Origin of the sequence: Streptomyces javensis (genome assembly GCF_039525925.1) — a bacterium.
GTDB classification, from domain to species: Bacteria; Actinomycetota; Actinomycetes; order Streptomycetales; family Streptomycetaceae; genus Streptomyces; species Streptomyces asiaticus.
The window spans coordinates 1-25148 of the sequence record NZ_BAAAIF010000006.1; the positions used below are offsets into that span (position 1 = coordinate 1).

Annotated in this window: 22 protein-coding genes and 1 pseudogene; 11 read left to right on the forward strand and 12 right to left on the reverse strand. The window is 71.4% G+C overall.

The window, feature by feature from the left end:
• The first annotated feature begins 354 nt into the window (after positions 1-354).
• The 4 genes and pseudogenes from ABD329_RS08045 to ABD329_RS08060 all read left to right on the forward strand — a co-directional run bounded on the left by ABD329_RS08045 (position 355) and on the right by ABD329_RS08060 (position 4487).
• The gene (locus ABD329_RS08045) at positions 355-1380 is read left to right on the forward strand and encodes an amidohydrolase family protein (RefSeq protein WP_344316135.1); all 1026 of its coding nucleotides are present in this window, start codon (positions 355-357) and stop codon (positions 1378-1380) included.
• A gap of 149 nt (positions 1381-1529) precedes the next feature.
• Positions 1530-2012 (forward strand): annotated as a pseudogene (locus tag ABD329_RS08050) (amidohydrolase family protein); the annotation flags it as partial.
• A gap of 168 nt (positions 2013-2180) precedes the next feature.
• On the forward strand, positions 2181-3809 hold the full coding sequence (locus ABD329_RS08055) for a transposase (RefSeq protein ID WP_198281991.1): 1629 nt from the start codon (positions 2181-2183) through the stop codon (positions 3807-3809).
• Positions 3810-3851: 42 nt separating this feature from the next.
• Positions 3852-4487, forward strand: coding sequence for a nucleoside/nucleotide kinase family protein (locus ABD329_RS08060; protein ID WP_198281990.1), 636 nt, complete (start codon positions 3852-3854; stop codon positions 4485-4487).
• Between the two features lie 174 nt (positions 4488-4661).
• Here the strand turns inward: ABD329_RS08060 and ABD329_RS08065 are convergent, their stop codons facing one another.
• Positions 4662-5444, reverse strand: coding sequence for a SigE family RNA polymerase sigma factor (locus tag ABD329_RS08065; RefSeq protein ID WP_344316136.1), 783 nt, complete (start codon positions 5442-5444; stop codon positions 4662-4664).
• 201 nt (positions 5445-5645) lie between these two features.
• Between ABD329_RS08065 and afsQ1 the strand changes: the two genes are divergently transcribed.
• The 5 genes from afsQ1 (at position 5646) to ABD329_RS08090 (ending at position 9718) form a co-directional block, all read left to right on the forward strand.
• Positions 5646-6323 (forward strand): two-component system response regulator AfsQ1, encoded by a 678-nt coding sequence (gene afsQ1, locus ABD329_RS08070; RefSeq protein ID WP_173963281.1) that lies wholly within the window; start codon positions 5646-5648, stop codon positions 6321-6323.
• Positions 6324-6576: 253 nt separating this feature from the next.
• A complete protein-coding gene (locus ABD329_RS08075) occupies positions 6577-8154 on the forward strand; it encodes a sensor histidine kinase (protein WP_246618962.1) in 1578 nt (525 codons plus the stop codon).
• Entirely contained in the window at positions 8151-8765 is a 615-nt protein-coding gene (locus ABD329_RS08080) for a hypothetical protein (protein ID WP_198280628.1), read from the forward strand. Before ABD329_RS08075 ends, ABD329_RS08080 begins: the two co-directional genes overlap by 4 nt.
• Before the next feature lie 113 nt (positions 8766-8878).
• Positions 8879-9454 carry a VanZ family protein gene (locus ABD329_RS08085; RefSeq protein WP_198280627.1) on the forward strand — a complete coding sequence of 192 codons (576 nt, stop codon included), beginning with the start codon at positions 8879-8881 and terminating at the stop codon, positions 9452-9454.
• Between the two features lie 60 nt (positions 9455-9514).
• Complete coding sequence (locus tag ABD329_RS08090) at positions 9515-9718, forward strand: PspC domain-containing protein (protein WP_037953531.1); 204 nt, start codon at positions 9515-9517, stop codon at positions 9716-9718.
• A 132-nt stretch (positions 9719-9850) separates the two neighbouring features.
• Here ABD329_RS08090 and ABD329_RS08095 read toward each other — a convergent pair whose 3' ends face one another.
• A complete protein-coding gene (locus tag ABD329_RS08095) occupies positions 9851-10093 on the reverse strand; it encodes an ATP-binding protein (protein WP_198280626.1) in 243 nt (80 codons plus the stop codon).
• A gap of 125 nt (positions 10094-10218) precedes the next feature.
• The gene (locus tag ABD329_RS08100) at positions 10219-11385 is read right to left on the reverse strand and encodes an adenosine deaminase (RefSeq protein WP_198280625.1); all 1167 of its coding nucleotides are present in this window, start codon (positions 11383-11385) and stop codon (positions 10219-10221) included.
• Positions 11386-11489: 104 nt separating this feature from the next.
• Between ABD329_RS08100 and ABD329_RS08105 the strand changes: the two genes are divergently transcribed.
• Positions 11490-12254 (forward strand): alpha/beta hydrolase, encoded by a 765-nt coding sequence (locus tag ABD329_RS08105; RefSeq protein WP_198280624.1) that lies wholly within the window; start codon positions 11490-11492, stop codon positions 12252-12254.
• A 521-nt stretch (positions 12255-12775) separates the two neighbouring features.
• On the opposite strand, the gene ABD329_RS08110 is transcribed toward ABD329_RS08105, so the two are convergent.
• Positions 12776-14095 (reverse strand): MFS transporter, encoded by a 1320-nt coding sequence (locus tag ABD329_RS08110; protein ID WP_198282155.1) that lies wholly within the window; start codon positions 14093-14095, stop codon positions 12776-12778.
• 92 nt (positions 14096-14187) lie between these two features.
• On the opposite strand from ABD329_RS08110, the gene ABD329_RS08115 reads away from it, so the two are divergent.
• On the forward strand, positions 14188-15141 hold the full coding sequence (locus ABD329_RS08115) for a LysR family transcriptional regulator (protein ID WP_425574297.1): 954 nt from the start codon (positions 14188-14190) through the stop codon (positions 15139-15141).
• A gap of 26 nt (positions 15142-15167) precedes the next feature.
• On the opposite strand, the gene ABD329_RS08120 is transcribed toward ABD329_RS08115, so the two are convergent.
• From ABD329_RS08120 to ABD329_RS08155, 8 genes are all read right to left on the reverse strand, one after another.
• Positions 15168-16445, reverse strand: coding sequence for a thymidine phosphorylase (locus ABD329_RS08120; RefSeq protein WP_198280980.1), 1278 nt, complete (start codon positions 16443-16445; stop codon positions 15168-15170).
• Between the two features lie 63 nt (positions 16446-16508).
• A complete protein-coding gene (locus ABD329_RS08125) occupies positions 16509-16931 on the reverse strand; it encodes a cytidine deaminase (protein ID WP_198280979.1) in 423 nt (140 codons plus the stop codon).
• Complete coding sequence (locus tag ABD329_RS08130; protein ID WP_198280978.1) at positions 16928-18223, reverse strand: ABC transporter permease; 1296 nt, start codon at positions 18221-18223, stop codon at positions 16928-16930. Before ABD329_RS08130 ends, ABD329_RS08125 begins: the two co-directional genes overlap by 4 nt.
• Complete coding sequence (locus tag ABD329_RS08135) at positions 18220-19347, reverse strand: ABC transporter permease (RefSeq protein WP_198280977.1); 1128 nt, start codon at positions 19345-19347, stop codon at positions 18220-18222. The genes ABD329_RS08130 and ABD329_RS08135 overlap by 4 nt, the downstream gene beginning before the upstream one ends.
• Positions 19344-21002 (reverse strand): ATP-binding cassette domain-containing protein, encoded by a 1659-nt coding sequence (locus tag ABD329_RS08140; RefSeq protein WP_198280981.1) that lies wholly within the window; start codon positions 21000-21002, stop codon positions 19344-19346. The genes ABD329_RS08135 and ABD329_RS08140 overlap by 4 nt, the downstream gene beginning before the upstream one ends.
• A gap of 127 nt (positions 21003-21129) precedes the next feature.
• A complete protein-coding gene (locus tag ABD329_RS08145) occupies positions 21130-22164 on the reverse strand; it encodes a BMP family lipoprotein (protein ID WP_198279024.1) in 1035 nt (344 codons plus the stop codon).
• Between the two features lie 253 nt (positions 22165-22417).
• Positions 22418-23638, reverse strand: a complete 1221-nt coding sequence (locus tag ABD329_RS08150; RefSeq protein WP_198279027.1) for an amidohydrolase — start codon at positions 23636-23638, stop codon at positions 22418-22420.
• A 228-nt stretch (positions 23639-23866) separates the two neighbouring features.
• Positions 23867-25096 (reverse strand): hypothetical protein, encoded by a 1230-nt coding sequence (locus ABD329_RS08155; protein WP_198279023.1) that lies wholly within the window; start codon positions 25094-25096, stop codon positions 23867-23869.
• Between the last annotated feature and the right edge of the window lie 52 nt (positions 25097-25148).

The following is a 25148-nucleotide window of genomic DNA, read 5'->3' on the forward strand; positions in this document are numbered from 1 at the left end:
ACGGCGAACGCCCCCCCCGGGCGGCCCCCCACCCACATCCGGGCCGCCCAGCCGGGGCCAGGCCCAGAACCCCCGATCGCACTCCGCCCCAGCCCCCGGGGGGCGAGGAACCGACCGTCGCCGCGAACAACTCGCCGGCCAGGGCGCCGCCGCGCCGCCTGCGACGCGGCCGGGGGCTGGGGCGGAGCCCCAGTTGCGGGAAGGGGCGGGGAGGGGAACAGCCCGCCGCAGGCGTCACCCGCCCCCGCCACATCCACGCCCCGGACATCGCGGACCCTTTTTCGTCGCACATATTGTCAACAATTTCATCGACAGTTAGGTTGCGAGGAACCGCACGCCACGAAGGAACAGCAAATGATCATCGACTGCCATGGCCACTACACCACCGCGCCCCCGGCGCTGAAGGCATGGCGCACCCAGCAGATCGACGGACTCACCGACCCCGCCCGCACCCCCTCCCGCACCGACCTCCGCATCGGCGACGACGAGCTGCGCCGGAGCATCGAGCCCAATCAGCTCCGGCTGATGGACGAGCGCGGTATCGACCTGACGGTCTTCTCGCCCCGGGCCTCCTTCATGGCCCACCACATCGGTGACCTCCACACCTCCTCCGAGTGGGCGGCGCTCTGCAACGAGCTCTGTTTCCGCGTCAGCGAGCTGTACCCGGAGCGCTTCGCCCCCGCCGCGATGCTCCCGCAGTCGCCGGGCGTCGATCCGGTCACCTGCGTGCCCGAACTCGTCCGCTGCGTGGAGGAGTACGGGGCCGTCGCGGTCAACCTCAACCCCGACCCCTCGGGCGGCCACTGGACGGCCCCGCCGCTGACCGACCGCTCGTGGTACCCGATCTACGAAAAGCTGGTGGAGTACGACGTTCCGGCGATGGTGCACGTGAGCACCAGCGTGAACCCCGCCTTCCACACCACCGGGGCGCACTACCTGAACGCCGATACGACGGTGTTCATGCAGCTCGTGCAGGGCGATCTGTTCGCCGACTTCCCCACCCTGCGGCTGATCATCCCGCATGGCGGCGGCGCCGTTCCGTACCACTGGGGCCGGTTCCGCGGACTGGCGATGGCGCTCGGCAGGCCGCCCCTGGAGGAGCACGTCCTGGGCAATGTCTTCTTCGACACCTGCGTCTACCACCAGCCTGGTATCGACCTGCTCTTCGACGTCATCCCGACCCGGAACATCCTCTTCGCCTCGGAGATGATCGGCGCCGTCCGCGACATCGACCCCCGGACCGGTCGGCACTTCGACGACACCCGCCGCTACGCCGAGGCCGCCGGGCTCCCCGCGGAGGAGCTGACCGGCGTCTTCGAACGCAACGCCCGCACCGTCTACCCCCGTCTGGACGCCCTGCTGACGAAACAGGGCCGCTGATGACGCCCGGCACGTCCGCCGCTGACGACAGCACGCCACCCGCCGACGACCGCATGCCACCCGCCGACGACCGCATGCCACCCGCCGACGACCGCACGCCACCCGCCGACGACCGCGGGAACGCCGCCCACCCGCCCAGAGGAGCCCTCATGAGCACGCCCTCCGCCAAGACCCCGGGCTGGCTGGACTGGCACCCCACCCCGTCCCGGCCCGCCTTCGCCCTGCCCCCGGGCACCGTCGACACCCACTGCCATGTCTTCGGCCCACAGGCCGCGTTCCCCTTCGCGCCCGAGCGGAAGTACACCCCCTGCGACGGCGGCAAGGACGATCTCTTCGCCCTCCGCGACCACCTCGGGGTCGCCCGCAACGTGATCGTCCAGGCGACCTGCCACGGCGCGGACAACAGCGCCATGGTCGACGCCGTTCAGGCGTCCGGCGGCCGGGCGCGTGGCATCGCGACCGTACGTCCGGACGTCACCGACGCCGAGCTGCGCCGGCTGGACGCGGCGGGGGTGCGCGGGGTGCGCTTCACCTTCCTCCGGCGGCTGGCCGACGCCGCGCCCCAGGACGCGCTGGCCGCCGTCGCCCGGCGGATCGCCCCGCTCGGCTGGCATGTCGTCCGGGGTTGGGAACCGCTACCGCCTGACCGTGCTTGGGGGCTTTCTGGTGTAGGCGACTGAGTGTCGACGACATGCGACGAGCCTGAGAGGAGAACCGGAGTTCCTGCGTCGAACACGTGACCTCCGCGGGACGTATTCGTTAGACGCCGTGACAGACGGGATCTTCGGGCCGCGTAGGGGGTGGACAGGCTGCGCGAGATAGCGGCGTCGTTCGTGGCGCCCGGTCCGACCGGGGTGGCCATCCGCGACAGCCTCAAGTGCCTGACCGGGCAGGACCAGAGGGTCCTTCGCCTGGTCGGTGGCTTGCTGGGCTCCCTGGCCTCCCGAGACTTGAAGGCCCGCTGTGCGACCAGGTTGTATCACGATACGGACCAGTGGGCGCAGCGCAAGCGGGCTTTGACCGGCCAGTCGTCATCACGCTGGGCGGGGAGCATCACCAAGGCCACACACGACCAGTGGGCACTGGCCCGACGCGGTCAACTCGCCTACATCCAGAACCTCCAGGCAGACATCGACATGATCGCTCGCCGACTGTCGCTACCGGTCGGAGTGAAGGGCTCCAAGGGCTCGCCGGGTGGTTACCGCTCCCGCCAGGAGTGGTTCGCCAAGTCCCGGCGCCTGCACTTGCTCCAAGACCGGCTCCAGCGGGAGCGGGCCGACCGTGAGGCCGGACGCGTGCGGGTGGTGCGCGGTGGAAGGAAGCTGCTGCGCAACCGGCACAACATCCAAACCGCCCAGCTGACCGAGGCAAAGTGGCGTATGCGGTGGGAGGCTGAGCGGTGGTTCCTCCAGGCTGACGGCGAATCGGGGAAGCGATACGGAAACGAGACAATCCGTGTCAGCCCGGATGGTGAGGTGAGCATCAAGCTCCCGGCGCCCCTGGCCGGGCTGGCCAACGCGCCCCATGGCCGGTACGTGCTGGCCTGCCGGATCGGCTTCCGGCACCGGGGCCAGCAGTGGGCCGACCGCGTCCAGACGAACCGTGCCGTGGCGTACCGCATCCACTTCGACGTGGGGCGTGACCGCTGGTATCTGACTGCCTCCTGGCAGATCCCGCCAGTGAGGACGATACCTCTGGATGCGGTCCGGTCCGGCGGGCTGATCGGTGTGGATACCAACGCCGATCATCTGGCTGCCTGGCGCCTGGACGCCCACGGCAACCCCGTCGGCGAGCCCCGCAGGTTCGACTACCACCTCAGCGGTAGCGCACCGCACCGGGACGCGCAGGTGCGACATGCCCTCATCTGCCTCCTGCACTGGGCCAAACGCCATCGACTGGCCATCGCGATCGAGGACCTGGACTTCACGACGGAGAAGACCCGGGAGAAGCGCGGGCGGCGCAAGCGGTTCCGCCAGTTGGTCTCCAGCATGCCTGTGGGCAGGCTGCGCAGCAGGCTGGTGTCCATGGCCGCCGAACTCGGCATCGCCATCGTGGCCGTCGATCCCGCCTACACCAGCCGCTGGGGCGCCCAGCACTGGCAACGGCCCCTGACCACAAGGACCCGTAAAACCACCCGCCACGACGCTGCCGCCGTGGCAATCGGACGGCGCGCCCTGGGGTGCCCGATCCGGCGACGGACGCAACCGCCCCCACCGCACCGGAGCGATGTGGTGGGGCATCGGACCGTCCAGGCCGCATCGGATATCCCGGGGCGTGAGGAAACCCGCCCCCGCATTCCCGGACCACAGAGACGATCTGTCGGCGCCGGACGCGGAGCGAAAGCGGGTGACCAGTGTGCCCACAACCGTTCGGGGCACACGGCTGAGCGTGAGTCCTGGCACCAGGACTCACTCCCGCTCAGTCCCTAGAAACGGTCACGCGGGCGAAAGGATGCGTCACACTGGTGTTCCGTGACCAGCCAACCGCCTTCCGCCCGTGTCGTCCTGCTCTCCGGCCCCTCGGGTTCGGGCAAGTCCTCCCTCGCGACCCGCACCGGGCTGCCCGTCCTCAACCTCGACGACTTCTACAAGGAGGGCGGCGACCCGACGCTCCCCCAACTCCCCGACGGCGGGGGCGCCGACTGGGACTCGCCGCTGTCCTGGGACGCGGACGCGGCGGTCGCGGCCATCGAGGAGCTGTGCCGTACGTCACGGACCACCGTGCCGCTGTACGACATCGCCACCAGCGCCCGGGTCGGCGAGGAGGCGCTGGACCTCGGGCGGGCGCCGCTGTTCATCGCCGAGGGGATCTTCGCCGCCGATATCGTCGGGCGGTGTGCCGACCTCGGGGTGCTCGCGGACGCGATCTGTCTGCGCGGCCGCCCGTCCACCACGTTCCGGCGCAGACTGCTGCGCGATCTGCGGGAGGGCCGTAAGCCCGCGCTCTACCTGCTGCGGCGCGGCTTGCGGCTGATGCGCGCGGAGCGCGGGATCGTGGCCCGGCAGACGGCGCTGGGCGCGTACGCGTGCGGCAAGGACGTGGCGCTGGGCCGGATAGCGGCGGCGGGAGAGCGGATCCCCGCCCCCGGCGAGAAGGCGTCCGTATAGCCATGTGGCCAAGCGGCGGCCAAACGCGGCCGCGCGGCCGAACAGGTGCGAGGCCGGACATCCCCCCTCGGCTGTCCGGCCTCGCACCTGTTTCCCCCGTGCTCCCCCGTTTTCTCCCTCCCTTTTCCCCCGTATCCCCCGATTTTCCCCCGCCTTCGAACGTCCCCGCCGCCGTCAGGCGACCAGTTCGCCGAAGGACTCCTCCTCGTCACGGCCGAAGCTGAGGATCTCGTCCTCGCGCAGCCGGCGCAGCGAGCGCCAGATGCTGCTCTTGACCGTTCCGACGCTGATGTTCAGGATGTCCGCGATCTCCGGATCCGTCCGGCCCTCGTAGTAGCGCAGCACCAGCATCGTGCGCTGCAACTCGGGGAGCCGGGCCAGGGCCTGCCACAGCACGGTGCGCAGCTCGGTGCCGCGCATCGCGTCGTGGTCGCCCACCGTCTCCGGCAGCTCCTCCGTCGGGTACTCGTTGAGCTTGCGCCGACGCCAGGCGCTGATGTGCAGATTGGTCATGGTGCGGCGCAGATAGCCGCCGACCGCCGCCTTGTCACTGATCCGGTCCCAGGCCCGGTAGGTCGAGAACAGCGCGCTCTGTAGCAGGTCCTCGGCCTCGAAGCGGTCCCCGGTCAGGTGGTAGGCGGTTGCGTACAGGGAGGCGCGGCGCTCCTGGACATAGGCGGTGAACTCCGCCTCCGACGTGGTGCGCCGCTCCCCCTCTGCCTCCCCGTACGAGCCTCCCCCGTGGCCCCCCGGTCCCCCGTTGTCCCCCCCGAGGCCGGTGCCGGCCTCCTTGTCCCCCGTGATCGCGTCAATGGCCACCATGTAAGGAGGCCGCTGACGCCCGGCGCCGCGAGCGCACCCCCGCCCGCTCACGGCACCGGACTTCTCATTGCCCCGCCCGGCGTCGTGGAGGCGCGTGCGAACTGCGCTGGTGGTGGAGAAGTGCAGTGTGCTCATTTCGCGCCCCCCGTCGATGGAGCCTGGTCGGTCTGGCTTCTGGCTGCCCCGGCCGGTGTCGTTCCGCCCGGTGCACAGAAGACTTTGCCGGGCCAGTTTCATCGGGGTGTCTGTCGACTGTCACAGGCTCGTCACAGGCGATCGGACCGATAAACCCCTGACGGTCGAACTACAGGCCCCTTGTAGGCCAGAATGACCAACGTGCCTTTCCTGTTGCTGATCGAGGACGACGACGCCATCCGCACGGCCCTCGAACTCTCGCTGTCTCGCCAGGGCCACCGTGTGGCGACCGCGGCGACGGGCGAGGACGGCCTGAAACTACTGCGTGAGCAGCGGCCGGATCTGATCGTGCTCGATGTGATGCTGCCCGGGATCGACGGCTTCGAGGTGTGCCGCCGGATCCGCCGTACCGACCAGTTGCCGATCATCCTGTTGACCGCGCGCAGCGATGACATCGACGTCGTGGTCGGCCTGGAGTCCGGTGCCGACGACTATGTGGTCAAACCCGTCCAGGGGCGGGTGCTGGACGCCCGGATCCGCGCGGTGCTGCGGCGTGGGGAGCGGGAGGCCAACGACTCCGCGGCCTTCGGCAATCTGCTGATCGACCGCGCGGCCATGACGGTCACCAAGAACGGCGAGGATCTCCAGCTCACCCCCACTGAGCTGCGGCTTCTGCTGGAGCTCAGCCGCCGTCCGGGGCAGGCGCTGTCCCGGCAGCAGCTGCTGCGGCTGGTGTGGGAGCACGACTACCTCGGGGACTCGCGGCTGGTCGACGCATGCGTACAGCGGCTGCGCGCGAAGGTGGAGGACGTACCGTCGTCGCCGACACTGATCCGTACGGTGCGCGGCGTCGGGTACCGGCTGGATGCTCCGCAGTGAGCGACGCACGTGCGGCCGCCGGACCGCGGACGACTGCGATGCCCGCACCTTCGCCGCACGGGCGGAGAAGCGAACGGATCAGCGCAGTGAGCGACGCACGTGCGGCCGCCGGACCGCGGACGACTGGTAATACGGTGTGCGTCGCGCACGGGGGCGGAGAAGTACGGAATTGAGCGCAGTGAGCGACGAGCCCGGCCGGGCCCGGGGCTGGGCCGCGGGGCTCTTGCGGTGGTTCAGCCTCCGGCTGCGGCTGATGCTGGTCTTCGGCCTGGTGGCGCTGACCGCCGCCGTGTCCGCGTCCGCCATCGCGTACTGGCTGAACCGGGACGCGGTGCTCACCCGCACCCAGGACGCGGCGCTGGACGAGTTCCGCAAGGCCCTGAAGGACGACACCGACCCGTTGCCCTCCGTCCCCACCTGTTCCGAATTGCGGGAGGCGGCGGGTCGTATGGCGGACAACACCCAGAAGTACGAGGTGCTGCTGATCACCCGGACGAAGGACGCCGGAAGCTGCCCGGCGGCCTCGGACAAGGATCTGTTCACCCTCGATGTGGTGCCCACCTCGCTGCGGCGCGCGGTGGACCAGAAGCGCCCGGTGAGCAAGGGGAACACCTCCCCGTACCACCTCTACTGGCAGCGGATCACGCTGGACGGCACCCCGTACCTGGTCGGCGGGGCCAAGGTGAACGGCGGCGGGCCGACCGGCTACATGCTCAAGTCCCTGGACACCGAGCGCCAGGATCTGAACTCCCTGGCCTGGTCGCTGGGGATCGCCACCGGGCTCGCGCTGATCGGCGCCGCACTGCTGGCGCAGGCCGCCGCGGCCACGGTGCTGCGGCCGGTGCAGCGGCTCGGGGAGGCGGCGCACCGGCTGGGCGAGGGGCATCTCGACACCCGGCTTCAGGTCTCCGGCTCCGATGAGCTGGCCAATCTCTCCCACACCTTCAACCGGGCCGCGGAGCGGCTCCAGAAGCGGGTGGCGGAGCTGTCCGCGCGGGAGGCGTCCAGTCGGCGCTTCGTCGCGGACATGTCGCATGAGCTGCGGACCCCGCTCACCGCGATCACGGCCGTCACGGAGGTGCTGGAGGAGGAGGCCGACTCGCTCGACCCGATGATCGCTCCGGCGGTGCAGCTGGTGGTGAGCGAGACCCGGCGGCTGAACGACCTGGTGGAGAACCTGATGGAGGTGACCCGCTTCGACGCGGGCACCGCCCGGCTGGTGCTCGACGATGTCGATGTCGCCGACCAGGTGACGGCGTGCATCGACGCCCGCGCCTGGCTGGACGCGGTGGAGCTGGACGCGGCGCGCGGGATCGTGGCCCGGCTGGATCCGCGGCGGCTGGATGTGATCCTGGCGAATCTGATCGGGAACGCGCTCAAGCACGGCGGCTCGCCGGTGCGGGTCTCGGTGCGCACCGACGGCGATGAGCTGCTGATCAAGGTCCGGGACCACGGTCCGGGGATCCCCGAGGATGTGCTGCCGCATGTCTTCGACCGCTTCTACAAGGCGAGCGCGTCCCGCCCCCGTTCGGAGGGCAGCGGGCTCGGGCTGTCGATCGCGATGGAGAACGCGCATATCCACGGCGGCGACATCAGCGCCGCGAACTCGCCGGAGGGCGGGGCGGTCTTTACCCTGCGGCTGCCGATGGACGCCTCCCGGATCGCCTCCGACGAGGCCGGGGACGAGCGCGACCGCGACGGCTCCGCCGGGAGCGAGCGCGACGACGGCGGGTCCAAAGGCAAAGGCAAGGGCACTGACAAGGGCACTGGCAAGGGCACTGGCAAGGGCACTGGCAAGGGCAAGGGCCGGGACGAGGAGGGCAGGCCATGAGCGCGCGCTGGACCCGGTCGGCCGTCCTCCTGCTGACCGGCGCGGTCACGCTGCTGGCGGCCGGGTGCGGGATACGGGGCACCTCGGTGCCGGTGGACGCCGGGGCCGCGCCCTCGCGGGCGTCCTGCCGGGCGCCGGAGTCGGAGCGGGCGGCCGAGGGGATGGGCAGGGTCTCCGTACGGATCTATCTGCTGTGCTCCTCGCGGATCCTGTCGGTGAGCAGGACCACCCGGCAGGGCGACGAGAAGACGGCCCAGGAGCCGGTGCGGGTCGCCCGGGCGCTGTTGGAGCAGTTGCGGCTGCCGCCGACGGGGGCCGAGGTGTCGGCCGGGTTCTCCACGGCGGTCGAGGACTGGGTGGAGATCTCCGGCCCGGCCAAGGGCGACCCGGACAGCGCGCTGCGGCTGAACCGGCCGCCGGAGGAGATTCAGTCGCTGGCGCTCGCCCAGATCGTCTGCACCTTCGCGGACACCACGGTGGCCGGCGACGACGGCAAGGTGGTGCTCGGCGGCCCGGACAGCCAGCGGGATCCGCTGAAGTCGTACCAGTGCACCGAGGAGATGCGGCGCAATCCGATGATCGCGGTCAATTCCGGGGTCCTGGTGTCCTGATTCGTTACCTGTCGGTACCGCCCCGTCCCAGGTCGGCGACTTGTCGGTAACAAGGTGCTGACCAGCGGGGTGGGTGCGGAACCGCGACCCCCGCGTGCGGCGTCCTGATTTTCGTGCAGGGTCCTTTCGGCCGCAGGGCCGCCTTCCGCTACCGCGTCGCGGGCTTCGTGCTCCTCGTGGCCCACCTCGCGTTCGTCTGCTGGCTGACCCTGCGACCGGTGAACGTCCCCTGGGTGTCCGCGGCGACCCTCGAACCACTGGCCACCATCCGCGCCGATCTGGCGCTCAGCCCCTGGTCGGCCGCCCGTTCCATCGGAGGCGGGCTGCTGCTGCTCGCGCCGCTCGGGGTGCTGCTGCCGCTGGCCGGGGGCCGGGTCGAGGCGTATCCGCTGGCCTCGCTGAGCCGTACGGCCTTCACCGGGGCAATGGTGGCCATGGGGTTCGCGCTGCTGCGCAGCGAGGTGACCGGGCAGATCATGAACGTGGACGCGGTGCTGCTGAACACGGTCGGGGTCGCCCTCGCGCATGTGCTGGTGGTGCCCGCCGTACGGGCCCGGCTCCGCCGCCGGGCCGACCGGGGCCGGGCGGCCCCCCTCCCCCGGAACGACGGCGCCCAGGCCCCGACCCCGACGATTCCCAGGGTCGGGATCGCACCGTGGAGCGACGTCTCCTCCAGCTCGCGGACATAGCGTTGAGGACATCGGGAACCAGCTCTTCCCGAGCCCACCCGACAACGAGGAGTGTCCATCATGGCCGCACCGCTGGTCCGCCCCCGCCACGACAAGAAGATCGCCGGTGTCTGCGCCGGTCTCGCCCGGCGCTTCGGGACCACCCCGACGACGATGCGGGTGCTCTTCGTGGTCTCGTGTCTGCTGCCGGGACCGCAGTTCCTGCTCTACATAGCGCTGTGGTTCCTGCTTCCGGCGGAGGACGCCTATCGCGAGGCGTGGTGATCCGGCGCGCCGTCGGCGCGGCGTGACCCCGCATACGGACCACGGCGTGACCCCGCATACGGACCCATACGGAAATGGCCGGGCCGCACACCCCCTTGGGATGTGCGGCCCGGCCGTGTGCCCAGAGGGGGTTCAGCCCAGCTTGATGAGGCCGCCGGTCGGCAGGTTCCCCAGCGGGAGCTGCCCCAGCATGCCCTGGGCGGGCTTGGCCTGAGCGGCGGCGGGCTTGGCCGGCGCGGCTGGCTGCCCCGGGGCGGCGACACGGCCCGCGGAGCCACCGGGCACCGGCGCCGCGGACGCGGCGCTGCCTCCGGCGACGACGGCGGCGGCACCGAGGGCAATGACACCGAGAGTCTTGAGGGTTCCCTGCTTCATCAGAAATCTGTCCTTGAGACGGGGGCTTGACCGATACGGAAACGTAGCCATGGATTTCGGCTGCCCGCAAACACCGAAAACGGCCCCCGTCACCCCCGCCCAGGTCGTGTGCCGGGCGCGCCCGCTCAGGTGCTCCTGGGCGCGGAATCCCTGGTCACAGCCGACGCGGAGGCCACATTGCGGAACAGCCATTCGGACTTCAACTCGGCGTATCCGGGCTTGATCACGTCATTGATCATCGCCAGACGTTCGTCAAAAGGAATGAAGGCCGATTTCATCGCATTGACCGTGAACCATTGCATGTCGTCGAGCGTGTAATGGAACGTTGATACAAGATGCTGGAATTCCACGCTCATGCTCGTCCCGCTCATCAGACGATTATCCGTATTCACGGTGGCACGGAAATGCAGCCGGCGGAGCAGCCCGATCGGGTGCTCGGCGTATGAGGTGGCCGCGCCGGTCTGGAGGTTGGAGGTCGGGCACAGCTCCAGCGGGACGCGCTTGTCGCGGACGTACGAGGCGAGGCGGCCGAGGGTGAGGGAGCCGTCGTCCCCGACCTCGATGTCGTCGATGATGCGGACGCCGTGGCCCAGCCGGTCGGCGCCGCACCACTGGAGCGCCTGCCAGATGGAGGGCAGTCCGAACGCCTCGCCCGCGTGGATCGTGAAGTGGTTGTTCTCCCGCTTCAGATACTCGAAGGCGTCCAGGTGGCGGGTGGGCGGGAACCCGGCCTCGGCACCCGCGATGTCGAAGCCGACCACGCCCAGGTCGCGGTAGCGGTTGGCGAGTTCGGCGATCTCCAGGGCGCGGGCCGCGTGGCGCATCGCGGTCAGCAGCGCGCCGACGCGGATGCGGTGGCCGTTCTCCCAGGCCCGGCGCTCACCCTCGCGGAAACCCTCGTTGACCGCCTCGACGACCTGCTCCAGGGTCAGCCCGCCCTCCAGGTGCTGCTCGGGGGCGTAGCGGATCTCGGCGTAGACGACGCCGTCCTCGGCGAGGTCCTCGGCGCATTCGGCGGCGACCCTGACGAGCGCGTCGCGGGTCTGCATCACGCCGACGGTGTGGGAGAACGTCTCCAGATAGCGCTCCAGCGACCCGGAGTCCGCCGCCTCGCGGAACCAGATGCCCAGCTTGTCGGGCTCGGTCTCCGGAAGCGCGTCGTACCCGGTCTCCCTCGCGAGGTCGACGATGGTGCCCGGGCGCAGCCCACCGTCGAGGTGGTCGTGCAGCAGCACCTTGGGGGCGCGGCGGATCTGTTCGGGGGTGGGCTCATGGGTGTGCTCGCTCGTCATCTGGGCAGCGTAGCCCCTACGCGCGTAGAACGTGAGGGATAGATACGCAACAGTGACCCGCACGGGTAGTGGAGTACACCAGTCCTTCTGCGATCGTTTCTGCCATGGCTCAGCAAGCGTTGCCCGAGCGGGGCGCACGGCTGGGGCGGCCGATGGGCGCGGCCGCCGCGCGAACGACCGTACATGGTGTGGTGCTGCTGCTCCCCGAGGGGGAGCCCAGCGGGACCAGACGGCCGTCCAGACTCTCGGTGGCCGCCACGCTGCCGCTGGCCCGGCGGCTGGTCCGGGCGGGCCGGGAGGAGGGGCTGGCCGCCCATGTCGTCCACTACCGGTGCCGGGGCTGGAACGGGGCGGCCGCCGATGCCGCGTCCGATGCCACCTGGGCCGTGGAGGAGGTGGTGCGGCGCTACGGCGACGTGCCGGTCTGCCTGGTGGGCCACGGCATGGGCGGACGCGCCGCCCTCCGCGCCGCCGGGCACGAGGCCGTCACCTCGGTGGTGGCACTGGCGCCCTGGCTCCCGGCGCCGGACGAGGTGCTCGAGCCGGAGCCGGTGAAGCAGCTGGTGGGACGGCACGTGCTGATCGCCCACGGCACGAACGACGAGCGCACCGACCCCGAACTGTCCTACCGGCTGGCGGAACGGGCGAAGAAGGCCAACCGCGATGTGTGCCGCTTCGAGGTGCACACCGACGGACACGGGCTGCATCAGCACCGCTCCGAGGTGCAGGCGCTGGCCGCGGACTTCCTCCTCGGCTCCCTCTTCCACTCCGGCTTCTCCCGCCCCGTCGCCGACGCGCTGGCGGCTCCGCCGCCACTGGGCCTGCGGATGCCCCTGGCAGCGGGCTTCGGGGCGAATCTGCGGCGCTGAGCGCGTGGTTATACGGCTGGGGTACCTCGGGGTTCGCTGCCCAGTGCGGCGCCGTCTCGCGCCTTCGGCGCATTTGAGCAACGGGGCAGCTCGTGGGGGGGCGGGCCTCGCCGCCGGGCGCCGGGCCGGTGGGTGTGGGTGCCGGGGCGGCTTCCGTGTTCGATGGCCAAGGTCCCGCCGGACTTCGGGCCCCGCCGGTTACCCCTCCAAAAACGCTTGATCTGACGCAACTAATTCGTCAAGCGTTTTCCAGAGGGGGTACCCCGGCTGCCCGGTATCGGCCTCAGGCCCGGACCTACCGATGCCGCCACCGGCCCCCGCCCCCACCGGCCCGGCGCCTGGCGACGCGGCCCCGGCCCGGCACACCCCGAACCATGCTCAAATGCGCCGAAGGCGCGAGACGAAAGCCGCACCCAACCGAGCAGGCCCGCACAGGCGAAGGGGCCGCCGCGCCGGGACAGTGGCGGGACGGCCCCTTCGGGCTTCGGAGGGCTGAGCTGGGCAAGCGCCCGGGGGCCGGGTTACGCCGGTGCGCCGACCAGCTCGCGGCGCGCGGCCTCCGCGCGCCGTTCGGCCTGCGCCTTGCGCGTCGCGTACACCGTGATCGCCGCCGCGCCGCCGACCGCCACCAGGCCCATGGCGACCGTGCCGGCCCACCCGGCCGCGTGGAAGGCGAGCGCGCCCAGCGCACCGCCCACGCTGCTGCCGATGTAGTACGACGCCTGGTAGAGCGCCGCGGCCTGCGCGCGTCCGGTCTTGGCCGTACGGCTCACCGCCGAGGACGCCGCCGCGTGGCCCGCGAAGAAGCCCGCGGTGATCAGGACCAGACCGGCCAGCACCGCCGGGATGGAGTTCAGCAGGGACAGCAGCAGCCCGGCGGCCGTCGTGGACACCGCCACGTAGAGCGCGCCGCGCCGCCCGAGGCGGCCGACCAGCTTGCCGGTGGCCGCCGAGGAGACCGTGCCGACCAGGTAGATCAGGAAGATCGAGCCGATCAGGCTCTGCGAGAGCCCGAAGGGCTCGGCCACCAGGCGGTAGCCGATGACCGTGTAGACGCCGCCGAAGACCGTCATGAACAGCGCGCCGATCGCGTACAGCCGGCACAGCAGCGGATCGGAGAGGTGCCCGGCGAGGGTGCGGGCCAGCGCCCGCGGGCTGACCTCGGCCGGGGTGAAGTGCCGGGCCTTGGGCAGCAGCATCCGGAAGGACGCCGCGCACAGCAGCGCCATCACGCCGACCGCGGCGAGCGCGGCCCGCCAGCCCCAGGCATCCGCCACCCAGCCGGTGACGATCCGGCCGCTCATCCCGCCGACGCTGTTACCGGCCACGAACAGCCCGATCGTGCCGATCAGCGCCTTCGGATGGACCTCCTCCGAGAGGTACGCCATCGCGGAGGCCGGGATCCCGGCGAGCGCCGCGCCCTGGACCGCGCGCAGCGCGATCAGCCAGCCGAGGTCCGGTGCGAAGGGCACCAGCAGGGCGAGGGCGACCGCGACCGTGAGCGAGCCGGTCATCATGGCGCGCCTGCCGAACCGCTCGGACAGCGCGCTCAGCGGCACCACCGCGAGCGCGAGACCGAAGGTGGCCGCGGAGACGCTCCAGCTGGCCTGGTCCGCCTGGACCCGCAGATCGTCGGAGATCGCGGGCAGCAGCGCCTGGGTCGAGTAGAGGAGGGCGAAGGTGGCGAGTCCGGCGGTGAAGAGGGCGAGCCGCATCCGGAGGTAACCGGGGTGGCCCGGGCTCATCCGCTCGGGCTCGGAGGGGTCGGGGTTCGTGGACGTCACAGCGGAGGCGTCCACGCGGTGGTTCCCGGTGAACGCCCTGGTATCAGCAGGAGGCATGGTTCGACCGTACGTATCCACGGTTGATGCGTCCAATGCACGGAATGGCGATAATCAATCCACTGCCGCATGAGTAAAGGTCAGGGCCGCCAGTGTCACGCATCAGTTACGAAAACGACATTCCGGTGACAGCAGATGTCGAGGCGGAGTCCTGGGCCGCCGCGCTCACCCCGCGCCTCGCCCAGTTCGCCGCCGTCGCCCGCCATGAGCATGTGACCCGCGCCGCGCAGGAGCTGGGGGTGCCCCAGTCCACGCTCAGCCGGGCGATGGTCCGGCTGGAGGAGGACCTGGGCGTCTCGCTCTTCGCCCGCCGGGGCCGTACGGTGGCGCTCACCCCGGCCGGACGGACCTTCCTGCGCTCGGTCGAACGGGCCCTCGCCGAGGTCGACCGGGCCGCCGAGTCCGTACGGGCCGACGCCGACCCCGCGGGGGGCCGGGTCTCGTTCGGCTTCCTGCACACGCTGGGGACCGAGACCGTGCCCGGTCTGATCCGCAGCTTCCGGGTGGACCATCCGCGGGTGCGCTTCCAACTGGTCCAGAACTACGGCGAGGCGATGATCGAGCGGATGCGCGCGGGCGGCCTCGACCTGTGTCTGACCTCCCCGGTGCCGGACGCCCCCGACCTGGTCGCCCGCCGCCTGGACGAACAGCGGCTGCGGTTGGTGGTCCCCGACGACCACCGGCTGGCCGGACGCCGCCGGGTCCGGCTCGCCGAGGCCGCCTCGGAGCTGTTCGTCACCCTGGAGCCGGGGTACGGGCTGCGGCGCATCACTGACGCGCTGTGCGCCGAGGCGGGCTTCACCCCGAGGATCGCCTTCGAGGGCGAGGAGGCGGAGACCCTCCGCGGCCTGGTCGCCGCGGGCCTCGGCGTGGCCCTCCTCCCACCCCCGGCGGTCCCCCGCCCCGGGGTGGCCGAGCTGACCGTCACCGCCCCGCGCGCCGTCCGCGAGATCGGCGTCGCCTGGCTGGACGGGCACCCGGACACGCCGCCGGTGGCGGCCTTCAAGAGATTTCTGCTGGGGCGGCGGGGTCAGCTGCTGCCGTAATCGGCGCCGTGGCCGGTGCGCCCGGGTCAGGCGATGCGGTCCAGGACGATCGGGGCGGCGGTGTACTCCGTGTTCGCGGGGGCGTAGGCGATCGCGTCGGTCAGGGCCTCCAGGGCGTAGGGGAAGGCCGACGGGGTGTCGGTGTGGAGGGTGAGGAGGGGCTGGCCGGTGGTGATGTGGTCGCCTGGTTTGGCGTGGAGCTCTACGCCCGCGCCCGCCTGTACCGGGTCCTCCTTGCGGGCGCGGCCCGCGCCCAGGCGCCAGGCGGCGAGGCCCACCGCGTAGGCGTCGAGACGGGTGAGGACGCCGGTGGACTCGGCGTGGAGTACGTGGCGTTCGCGGGCCACCGGGAGCGGGGCGTCCGGGTCTCCGCCCTGGGCGGCGATCATGCGGCGCCAGTGGTCCATCGCGGTGCCGTCGGCCAGGGCCTTGGCGGGGTCGGCGTCCTTCAGGCCCGCCGCGTCCAGCATCTCGCGGGCCAGGGCCAGGGTGAGCTCGACGACGTCGGCCGGGCCGCCGCCCGCCAGGACCTCCACGGACTCGCGGACCTCGAGGGCGTTGCCCGCCGTCCGGCCGAGCGGGGTGGACATGTCGGTGAGCAGGGCGGTCGTCCGGACGCCGTGGTCGGTGCCGAGGCCGACCATCGTGGTGGCCAGCTCGCGCGCGGAGTCGATGTCCTTCATGAAGGCGCCGGAGCCCACCTTGACGTCCAGGACCAGGGAGCCGGTGCCCTCGGCGATCTTCTTGGACATGATCGAGGAGGCGATGAGCGGGATCGACTCGACCGTGCCGGTGACATCGCGCAGCGCGTACAGCTTCTTGTCGGCCCGGGCCAGACCCTCGCCCGCCGCGCAGATCACCGAGCCGACGTCGCGGAGGACGGCCAGCATGTCCTCGTTGGAGAGCTGTGCGCGCCAGCCGGGGATGGACTCCAGCTTGTCCAGGGTGCCACCGGTGTGGCCGAGGCCCCGGCCGGAGAGCTGCGGTACGGCGGCTCCGCAGGCGGCCACGAGGGGGGCGAGCGGCAGGGTGATCTTGTCGCCGACGCCGCCGGTGGAGTGCTTGTCGGAGGTCGGGCGCGGCAGGGAGGAGAAGTCCATCCGCTCACCGGACGCGATCATCGCGGCGGTCCAGCGGGCGATCTCGGCCCGGTCCATGCCGTTGAGGAAGATCGCCATCGCGAGGGCGGACATCTGCTCGTCCGCCACCTCGCCACGCGTGTAGGCGTCGATGATCCAGTCGATCTGGGCGTCGGTGAGGCGGGTGCCGTCGCGCTTGGCGCGGATGACGGAGATGGCGTCCATGGGGGCGGTACGGGGCCTTTCGTGTTCAGGGGGCCGACCGGTGGGCCGAGACGGCGCGGGGGGTCAGCCATGGGCCGCGGCGCGGCGGAGGTCGGCGGGGCCGAAGGCGTCCGGGAGGAGTTCGGCGAGCGGGCGGATGCCCGTGGCGGTGTCCATCTGGAGCTCGGGGCCGCCGTGCTCCCACAGCAGCTGACGGCAGCGGCCGCAGGGCATCAGCACGGCGCCCTCGCGGTCGCAGCAGGTGAAGGCGGTGAGGCGGCCGCCGCCCGAGGCGACGAGGGAGGAGACCAGACCGCATTCGGCGCACAGCGCGACCCCGTACGCGGCGTTCTCCACATTGCAGCCGCTGACCGTGCGGCCGTCGTCGACGAGCGCGGCGGCGCCCACCGGGAAGCCGGAGTAGGGGGCGTAGGCCCGGGACATGGCGTCCCGGGCCTGGACGCGCAAGCCCTCCCAGTCGGGGGCCGCGGCGGCGGAGGTGGTCATGTGCCCTGTCCCTTCCGGTAGGGCCGGTTGTTCGCCTTGGGCATCCGCAGCCGCTGTGAGGCGAGCCCCATGACCAGCAGGGTCACGATGTACGGCGTGGCGCTGACCAGGTCGTTGGGGACCGTGTCGGTCAGGGCGTACCACAGCAGCAGCGCAACGGCCGCGGCGCCGGACACCGCGCCCGCGACATAACTCTTGCGGACAATCCGCCATACCGCCAGCGCGGCCAGGCCGAGCGCGACCAGGAGCAGCAGGGCGTGCACGGTCGCCCCGCCGTTGCGCAGCTGGAGGGCGTCGGAGTAGCCGAAGAGACCGGCGCCCATCGCGAGCCCGCCCGGCCGCCAGTTGCCGAAGAGCATGGCGGCGAGGCCGATGTAGCCGCGGCCGCCGGTCTGGCCCTCGTTGTAGATGTGCGAGCGGACGAGGGCGAGGAAGACGCCGCCGAGCCCGGCGAGGCCGCCGGAGATCACCACGGCCGCGTACTTGTAGAGGTAGACGTTGACGCCGAGGGACTCGGCCGCCGTCGGGTTCTCGCCGCAGGACCGCAGCCGCAGTCCGAACGAGGTGCGCCACAGGGCGAAGAAGCTGCCCACGACCAGCAGGACGGAGACGACGGTCAGGGCCGAGATGTCGGTGACCAGGCCGCCGAGGATGCCGGCGACGTCCGAGACCAGGAACCAGTGGTGGTTCTCCAGGTCGGCGAGCCAGTCGGACAGTCCGGGGACGGTGAACGTCTGGATGGGGTCGACCTGCGGGGAGTTCTTCGGGGAGCCGCCGATGTCGGCCAGCGGCTCGAACCAGCGCTTGGCCAGATAGGTGGTGGCGCCGAGGGCCAGGATGTTCATCGCCACACCGGAGATGATGTGGTCCACCCCGAAGGTGACGGTGGCCACCGCGTGGATCAGCCCGCCGAGCGCGCCGCCGAGGACGCCCGCGAGCACCCCCACCCAGGGGTTGGTCTGGTAGCCGGCCCAGGCGCCGAAGAAGGTGCCGAGGATCATCATGCCCTCGAGCCCGATGTTGACCACACCGGCCCGCTCGGACCACAGCCCGCCGAGGCCCGCGAGGCCGATGGGCACGGCCATGGAGAGCGCGGCGCCGATCTGTCCGGCGGAGGTGACGCGGTCGAAGTCCGCCTGCTGGGCGGCGTCGACGAGCGCCCGCAGCACCGACAGCGCGATCAGCGCCCCGGCGACGATCAGCAGCACCTTGCCCAGGGACATCCGGGAGGCGGGACCGTTCCCCTTGCCCGGCGTGCTCGTGCTCTTGGTGGTGGTCACCGTGGCACTCATGCCGGCACCTCCTGCTTGTCCGTACCCTTGTCGGCCTTGGCCTGGGCGGCGAGCTCCGCGCCCACCCTCTGCTGCTGGCGCTTGAGCCCGTAGCGGCGCACCAGTTCGTACGCGATGACGACGCACAGGACGATCACGCCCTGCATCACGCCGACGATCTCCTTGTCGTAGCCCTCGAACTCCAGGCGGTTGGCGCCGCGCTCGAGGAAGCCCCACAGCACGGCGGCCAGGCCGATGCCGACCGGGTTGTTGCGGCCGAGCAGCGCGATGGCGATACCGGTGAAGCCGATGCCGGTGGGAAAGTCGGAGGTGAACTGGTGGGTGTCGTTGAGCAGGGTCGGCATGCCGATCAGACCGGCCATCGCGCCCGAGAGCAGCATGCTGGTGAGCACCATGCGCTTGACGTTGACGCCGCTGGCCTGGGCGGCGGACTCGGAGCGGCCCACCGCCCGCAGATCGAAGCCGAACCGGGTGCGGCCGAGCAGGAACCAGAAGCCGACGCCCGCGAGCGCCGCGACGACGATGAAGCCCCAGATGGGGTCGAGGTCGCCGCCCGCCGGGATGGTGAAGAAGTGGCTGGAGGACGGCAGCGGGTCGGTGGCCACGATGTTGGTCTGCTTGTCGAGGTCGGCCAGCCGCCCGTCCACCAGCAGATAGCTGATGACGATGCCGGAGAGGGAGTTCAGCATGATGGTGCTGATCACCTCGCTGACGCCCCGGTAGACCTTCAGCAGACCGGCGATGGACGCCCACATGGCGCCGACGAGCATGGCGACCAGCAGGATCAGCGGGATCTGCACCAGCCCGGGCAGCTTCAGCGCCCCGCCGACGACGGCGGCGAAGAAGGCGGCGAGCCGGTACTGGCCGTCGACGCCGATGTTGAAGAGGTTCATCCGGAAGCCGATGGCCACCGCGAGCCCCGCCAGGTAGTACGTGGTCGCCTTGTTGAGGATGTAGACCTGGCTGTCGGCCTTCACCCCGTAGTCGAACATGATGCCGAAGGCGTTGAACGGCTCCTTGCCGGTCGCCAGCAGCACCAGCGCGGTCACCACGAACGCGGCGGCGAGCGCCAGCACCGGGGCGGCGACCGCGAGCAGCACCCGCTCCTTGTCCAGCTTCTTCATCGGTCCTCTCCCCCGGTCGCGGTTCCGGCCCCGGCCTCGGTCGCGGCCTCGTCACCGGAGGCGGCCCCGGTCCCGTCGTCCGCCGGGCCCTCCAGATGGCCGGAGGCGGCGCCGGTCATGGCCGAGCCCAGCTCCTCCGGGGTGATCGTGGCGGGGTCGGCGTCGGCGACCAGCCGGCCGCGGTACATCACCCGCAGGGTGTCGGACAGGCCGATCAGCTCGTCCAGGTCGGCCGAGATCAGCAGCACGGCCAGGCCGTCCCGGCGCGCGGCGCGGATCTGGTCCCAGATCTGCGCCTGGGCGCCCACGTCCACGCCCCGGGTGGGGTGCGCGGCGATCAGCAGCTTGGGGTGGTGGCTCATCTCCCGGCCGACGATCAGCTTCTGCTGGTTGCCGCCGGACAGCGAGGCCGCGGTGACCTCGATCCCCGGCGTACGCACGTCGTACTCGGCGACGATCCGTTCGGTGTCGCGCCGGGCGGCGGCCGGGTTCAGCAGCCCGGCCCTGCTGTTGGGCTCCTCGGTGACATGGCCGAGGATGCGGTTCTCCCACAGCGGCCCCTCCAGCAGCAGCCCGTGCCGGTGGCGGTCCTCGGGGATGTAGCCGATGCCGTCCTCGCGCCGCTTGCGGGTGGGCGCGTGGGAGATGTCGGCGCCGTCCAGGGTGACGGTGCCGGCGTCGGGGTCGCGCATGCCCATGATGGCCTCGACCAGTTCGGCCTGGCCGTTGCCCTCCACACCGGCGATGCCGAGGACTTCGCCCTTGCGGATGCGCAAGTCGATGTCGTCGAGCACGGCCCGCTCGACCCCGTCCACATCGGTGGCGGTCAGCCGCAGCGCGTCCACGACGAGCATGTCGGTGTCGGTGACGGTGGATTCGCGGGTCTCGGGCGAGGGCAGCTCGCTGCCGACCATCAGCTCGGCCAGCTGCCGGGGGTTGGTCTCGGACGGTACGACGGAGGCGACCGTGGTGCCCCGCCGGATCACGGTGATGTCATCGGCCACGGACAGCACCTCCCCCAGCTTGTGCGAGATGAACAGCACCGTCAGGCCCTCGGACTTGAGCTCGCGGAGGTTGTCGAAGAGCGCGTCGACCTCCTGCGGGACGAGCACGGCGGTCGGCTCGTCGAGGATCAGCGTCCGGGCGCCCCGGTAGAGGACCTTGAGGATCTCCACCCGCTGACGGTCCGCCACGCCCAGGTCCTCGACCAGGACATCGGGGCGGACACCAAGACCGTAGGCGTCGGAGATCTCCTTGATCCGGGCGCGCGCCCTGCCCGCGATGCCGTGCAGCTTCTCGGCGCCGAGGACCACGTTCTCCAGCACGGTGAAGTTGTCGGCGAGCATGAAGTGCTGGTGCACCATGCCCACGCCGCGGGATATGGCGTCCGCCGGGGAGTGCAGTTCCACCGTCTCGCCGTCGATCGCGATGGTGCCCTCGTCCGGGCGCTGCATCCCGTAGAGGATCTTCATCAGGGTCGACTTGCCCGCGCCGTTCTCGCCCACGAGGGCGTGCACGGTGCCGCGGCGCACGGTGATGTCGATGTCGTGGTTGGCGACGACTCCGGGGAACCGCTTGGTGATTCCGTGGAGTTCTACGGCGACGTCGGTGACGGCACCGGCGGGAGCGCCCTTGGGTGGGCTGGCGGCTTTGATGGCGCACTCCTGAGGGGCGGAGGGGGTGGGGCTGGCCGGGGGCCGGACCGGCCGGGGTACGCCGCGGACCCGGGCGGCCCCGGGGCGGATGCCCGGGGTCTCGTCGCGGGTCCGTGGCGCGAAGGGGTCAGTCCTTGTAGGTGTCCTGGACCTTGATCTGACCGTCGATGATCTTCTTCTTGGCCGCCTCGATCTTCGGCTTGATGTCGTTGATGAAGCCGCCGGAGTAGGAGAGGGAGACGCCGCCGCGCTTGAGGTCGTAGGTCTGGACGCCGCTCTCGGGCTTCTTGTCCTTCACGACGCTCTTGATGAAGTCGTAGACCGAACCGTCCACGGTCTTGACCATGGAGGTCAGGATCGCGTTCTTGTACTGGGCCAGGCCCTTGTCGTAGTACTGGTCGCCGTCGACGCCGATCGACCAGGTGCCCTTCTTGCCGGCGGTCGCCTCGATGGCGCCCGCGCCGGAGCCGCCGGCCGCGGAGTAGATCACGTCGACCTTGTTGGAGAGCATGCCCTCGGCGATGTCCTTGCCGCGGTCCGGCATGCCGAAGCCCTTGGGCGAACCGACCTGCACCCACTGGACGTCCAGGGACGCCTTGGGGTTGGTGTCCTTCAGGCCCTGCTGGAAGCCGCCCGCGAACTTCTTGATCAGCGCGCTGTCGGTACCGCCGATGAAGCCGACCTTGTTGGACTTGGTCTTCAGCCCCGCCGCCACACCGGCGAGGTAGGAGCCCTCGTGCTCGGCGGAGACCAGGCTGGCCACGTTCTTGGCGTCGACGACCGAGTCGACGATGGCGAAGTCGGTGTCCTTGTACTTCTTGGCGGCCTTGGTGAGCGAGGGGGTCCACGCGTAGCCGACGCCCACGACGGGGTTGTAGCCCGCCTCGGCGAGGCTCGCCAGCTTGTCGTAGCGGTCGGCGTCCGTGTCGCCGTCCTTCGCCGTCAGCTCCTTGCCCTTGACGTCGAAGTCCTTCAGGGCCTTGTCATAGCCCTTGGCGGCGGAGTCGTTGAAGGAGTGGTCGCCGCGGCCGCCCACGTCGTAGGCCAGGCCGATGCCGGCGTCCTTGCTTCCCTCTTCGGAACTGCTGCCACACGCGGTGACGGAGAATGCGAGAGCCGCGGTGGCAATGCCCGCGACAGCTATCGTGGATACCCGGCGCACGAGGGTCCCCTCTGATGATCTCGAAGCGCCCCTTGCGGCGCTGGCTCCGCCGCATCGTAACGCGCGTAGATGCCAGATAAAGGCCCCCTCGGAAGCCGTTATCGGATCGTCGCGAACCTCTCGTGTCCGCGAGCGGTACCGGCGGTGACGAAGGGGTGATCGCGCCGCGCGCCAAGGGAAGCGCGCGGCGCCACGACCGTGTGGGTCTACGCGCTCCGGGCCCGTCGGCGCTCCGCGTTCGGGCCCGTCGGCGCTACGCGTTCCGGTCCAGCAGCACGGCGGCCGTGAACAGCTCCACGCCCACCGCGATCGCGCCCTCGTCCACGTCGAAGTCGCCCGCGTGGAGGTCGCGCCGGGTGGTGTCGCCGACCTTGCGGACGCCGAGGCGGGCCATCGCGCCGGGCACCCGCTCCAGGTACCAGGAGAAGTCCTCGCCGCCCAGGGACTGCTCGGTGCCCTCGACCGCGCCCGCGCCCCTGCGGGCGATCATCGCGTCCCGCAGCAGCTCGGCGGAGCTCGCCTCGTTGACCACCGGCGGGACGCCGCGGATGTAGTTGATCTCCGACTTGGCGCGGTGCAGGGTGGCGATCTCGTCCACCGCGGCATGGACCAGGTCCGGGGCCTCCCGCCAGGCGGGCAGGTCCAGGCAGCGGACCGTGGCCGACAGCTCGGCGTGCTGCGGGATCACATTGCAGGCGTGGCCCGACTCCACCCGGCCCCAGGTGACGGCCAGACCGGAGCGGGCGTCCACCCGGCGGGCCAGCAGCGCGGGCACCTCGGTGATCACCTTGGCGACGGCGGTCACCAGGTCGGTGGTCAGATGGGGACGCGCGGTGTGGCCGCCCGGCCCGTCCAGCGAGACCTCCAGCCGGTCGCAGGCCGAGGTGATCGGACCGACCCGCAGCCCGATCCGGCCGACCTCGACCTTCGGGTCGCAGTGCAGCGCCAGGATCCGGCCCACGCCGTCCAGCACGCCCGCCTCGATCGCGTCGGCCGCGCCGCCGGGCAGCACCTCCTCGGCGGGCTGGAACAGCAGCCGCACCGGGCGCGCCAGCCGCCCCTCGCGGGCCAGCTCGGCCAGGACCAGACCGGCGCCGAGCACCACGGTGGTGTGCACATCGTGGCCACAGGCGTGGGCGCGGTCGGCGACGGTCGAGCGGTAGTCCACCGTCTTGGTGTCGGGGATGGGCAGCCCGTCGATGTCCGCGCGCAGCGCCAGCAGGGGCGCTACGCCGTCGCGCGGGCCGATGTCACAGATGAGACCGGTGCCGGAGGGCAGCACCCGGGGCTCGAGTCCCGCCTGCTCCAGCCGCGCCTTGATCGCGGCAGTGGTGCGGAACTCGCAGTTGCCCAGCTCGGGGTGCATGTGCAAGTCGCGCCGGAAGGAGATGAGTTCGGCCCGCAGCTCGTCGGGGAGCGTGCCGGGCAGCGCGGGCGCGTCGGCGGGTGTGACATCGGTCGCATCGAGGGACATCAATTGCTTCACCTAAAGAAGCGTAGAACGCCAGGTGGGTCCGCCGAATGTCGATCAACAAAAATTCAATCTGTTCGGGTACGCAAAAGTACCCGCCCCGCCGCATGATCCTCCTAGTCAGGGGGTATAACAGCGGGTTTCCCGGGTCGGCCGCGGGTGAGATGTGCCACACGGCCGTACGGGCGACGAGCTCAGAACGTGAGACGCCTCAGGACGCCGCGACCGGTCTCAGGACGCCGCGACCGGCGCCGCGGGCGATCCCGGGTTCGCGGGCGGGGCCGCCTCCCGTTGCGGGGCGGCGTCCCGCCGCGGAGCCGACTCCCGCTGCGGGACCGAGTCCCTGGGCGGGGCCGCGTCTTTCGGCGGGGGCGACTCCGCCTGCGGCCCCGAGCCCAGTCGGCGCACATCGCGCGCCGTCCCGGTGACCCCGGACAGGAAGCCCTGGGCGCGCGGGGAGGCGTCGCTGGTCAGCCAGGCGGGGTCCACATCGCAGACCGCGACCTGGACGCCGGTGCCCACGAGCGCGAGCGGCAGGGTGTGCACCACGGTCGAGGGGAAGCTCACGATCGTGTGGCCGATGGGGCCGCGGCGGGCTATCAGCTCGAGCGGCAGATCGGGCCGTACGATCTCCAGACTCACCTCGGCCGAGACCCGGTGCAGCTTCTCGGCGCTCTCCCGGCGGTGGGCGAAGTAGCGGGTGGCGCCATGGGCGCGGGCCAGCGAGCCGACCGCTTCCAGATAGCGCTCCAGGTCCACCACGCCCGTCTCGACCAGGGACGTGCCCACCAGGTCGGTGCCCCCGGTGAGCCGGGGCGGGCCGAACCGGGCGCGGGTCCAGGCGAAGTCGTTGGCGGTGATGGTGACCCCGGCGGGCGGCTCCACCGGCATCGAGCTGAAGACCTCGACCCGGCGCTTGGTGCCGGGAGTGAGCCGGCGGCGCGCGGTGGCGGAGACCGGCGCGAACACCATGTCGCGCGGCCCCTTGCTGCCGCGCCGGTGCCAGCGCACCAGGGGCTCGCCCTTGGCCAGCTGGGAGATGAACTCCATGGTGGCCGTGCCGTCGTCCACCACGACCAGGTCCTTGGCCCGGGTGAGGGTCAGCAGCAGCTGGACATAGCGGGAGAACGGATCGCCTATCACGATCCGCCCGGCCCGGCGCAGCGGTCCGCGCAGTCCGCCGATGGTCTTGATCGGCGCACCGGCCCCGCCGCGGGCGTCCTCCCAGCGCACGGCGAAGCCCTCGTCCCGCGCCAGCTCGGCCATCCGGCGCAGCTGACCGCGGGTCATCGGATCGTGCGGGGAGAGCACCACCACGGTGAGGTCCTGGGGCGCCGTGGCCTCGGGGCCCGCGGCGCGCTGGGCGTCGGCGTACGCCCACTCCAGCACGTTCAGCAGCTGAACCGGGCTCTCGACGAAGGCGAGCGTGGCCGGAGAGGCAGGGGGAGCAGCGGAGACCATCGCACCGTCCAAAGGCAGGGCCCGGAAGCGGCGGGCAGCCCCCGACATGTCA

What these genes read in the sequence shown, in the direction of transcription:
- ABD329_RS08120 (WP_198280980.1), bottom strand. Translation starts at nt 16,445, where the DNA reads ATGGACGCCATCTCCGTCATCCGCGCCAAGCGCGACGGCACCCGCCTC.
- ABD329_RS08125 (WP_198280979.1), bottom strand. Translation starts at nt 16,931, where the DNA reads ATGACCACCTCCGCCGCCGCGGCCCCCGACTGGGAGGGCTTGCGCGTC.
- ABD329_RS08155 (WP_198279023.1), bottom strand. Translation starts at nt 25,096, where the DNA reads ATGGTCTCCGCTGCTCCCCCTGCCTCTCCGGCCACGCTCGCCTTCGTC.
- ABD329_RS08100 (WP_198280625.1), bottom strand. Translation starts at nt 11,385, where the DNA reads ATGACGAGCGAGCACACCCATGAGCCCACCCCCGAACAGATCCGCCGC.
- ABD329_RS08090 (WP_037953531.1), top strand. Translation starts at nt 9,515, where the DNA reads ATGGCCGCACCGCTGGTCCGCCCCCGCCACGACAAGAAGATCGCCGGT.
- ABD329_RS08045 (WP_344316135.1), top strand. Translation starts at nt 355, where the DNA reads ATGATCATCGACTGCCATGGCCACTACACCACCGCGCCCCCGGCGCTG.
- ABD329_RS08110 (WP_198282155.1), bottom strand. Translation starts at nt 14,095, where the DNA reads ATGCCTCCTGCTGATACCAGGGCGTTCACCGGGAACCACCGCGTGGAC.
- ABD329_RS08075 (WP_246618962.1), top strand. Translation starts at nt 6,577, where the DNA reads ATGCTGGTCTTCGGCCTGGTGGCGCTGACCGCCGCCGTGTCCGCGTCC.
- ABD329_RS08135 (WP_198280977.1), bottom strand. Translation starts at nt 19,347, where the DNA reads ATGAAGAAGCTGGACAAGGAGCGGGTGCTGCTCGCGGTCGCCGCCCCG.
- ABD329_RS08080 (WP_198280628.1), top strand. Translation starts at nt 8,151, where the DNA reads ATGAGCGCGCGCTGGACCCGGTCGGCCGTCCTCCTGCTGACCGGCGCG.
- ABD329_RS08130 (WP_198280978.1), bottom strand. Translation starts at nt 18,223, where the DNA reads ATGAGTGCCACGGTGACCACCACCAAGAGCACGAGCACGCCGGGCAAG.
- ABD329_RS08095 (WP_198280626.1), bottom strand. Translation starts at nt 10,093, where the DNA reads ATGAAGCAGGGAACCCTCAAGACTCTCGGTGTCATTGCCCTCGGTGCC.
- ABD329_RS08150 (WP_198279027.1), bottom strand. Translation starts at nt 23,638, where the DNA reads ATGTCCCTCGATGCGACCGATGTCACACCCGCCGACGCGCCCGCGCTG.
- ABD329_RS08065 (WP_344316136.1), bottom strand. Translation starts at nt 5,444, where the DNA reads ATGAGCACACTGCACTTCTCCACCACCAGCGCAGTTCGCACGCGCCTC.
- ABD329_RS08105 (WP_198280624.1), top strand. Translation starts at nt 11,490, where the DNA reads ATGGCTCAGCAAGCGTTGCCCGAGCGGGGCGCACGGCTGGGGCGGCCG.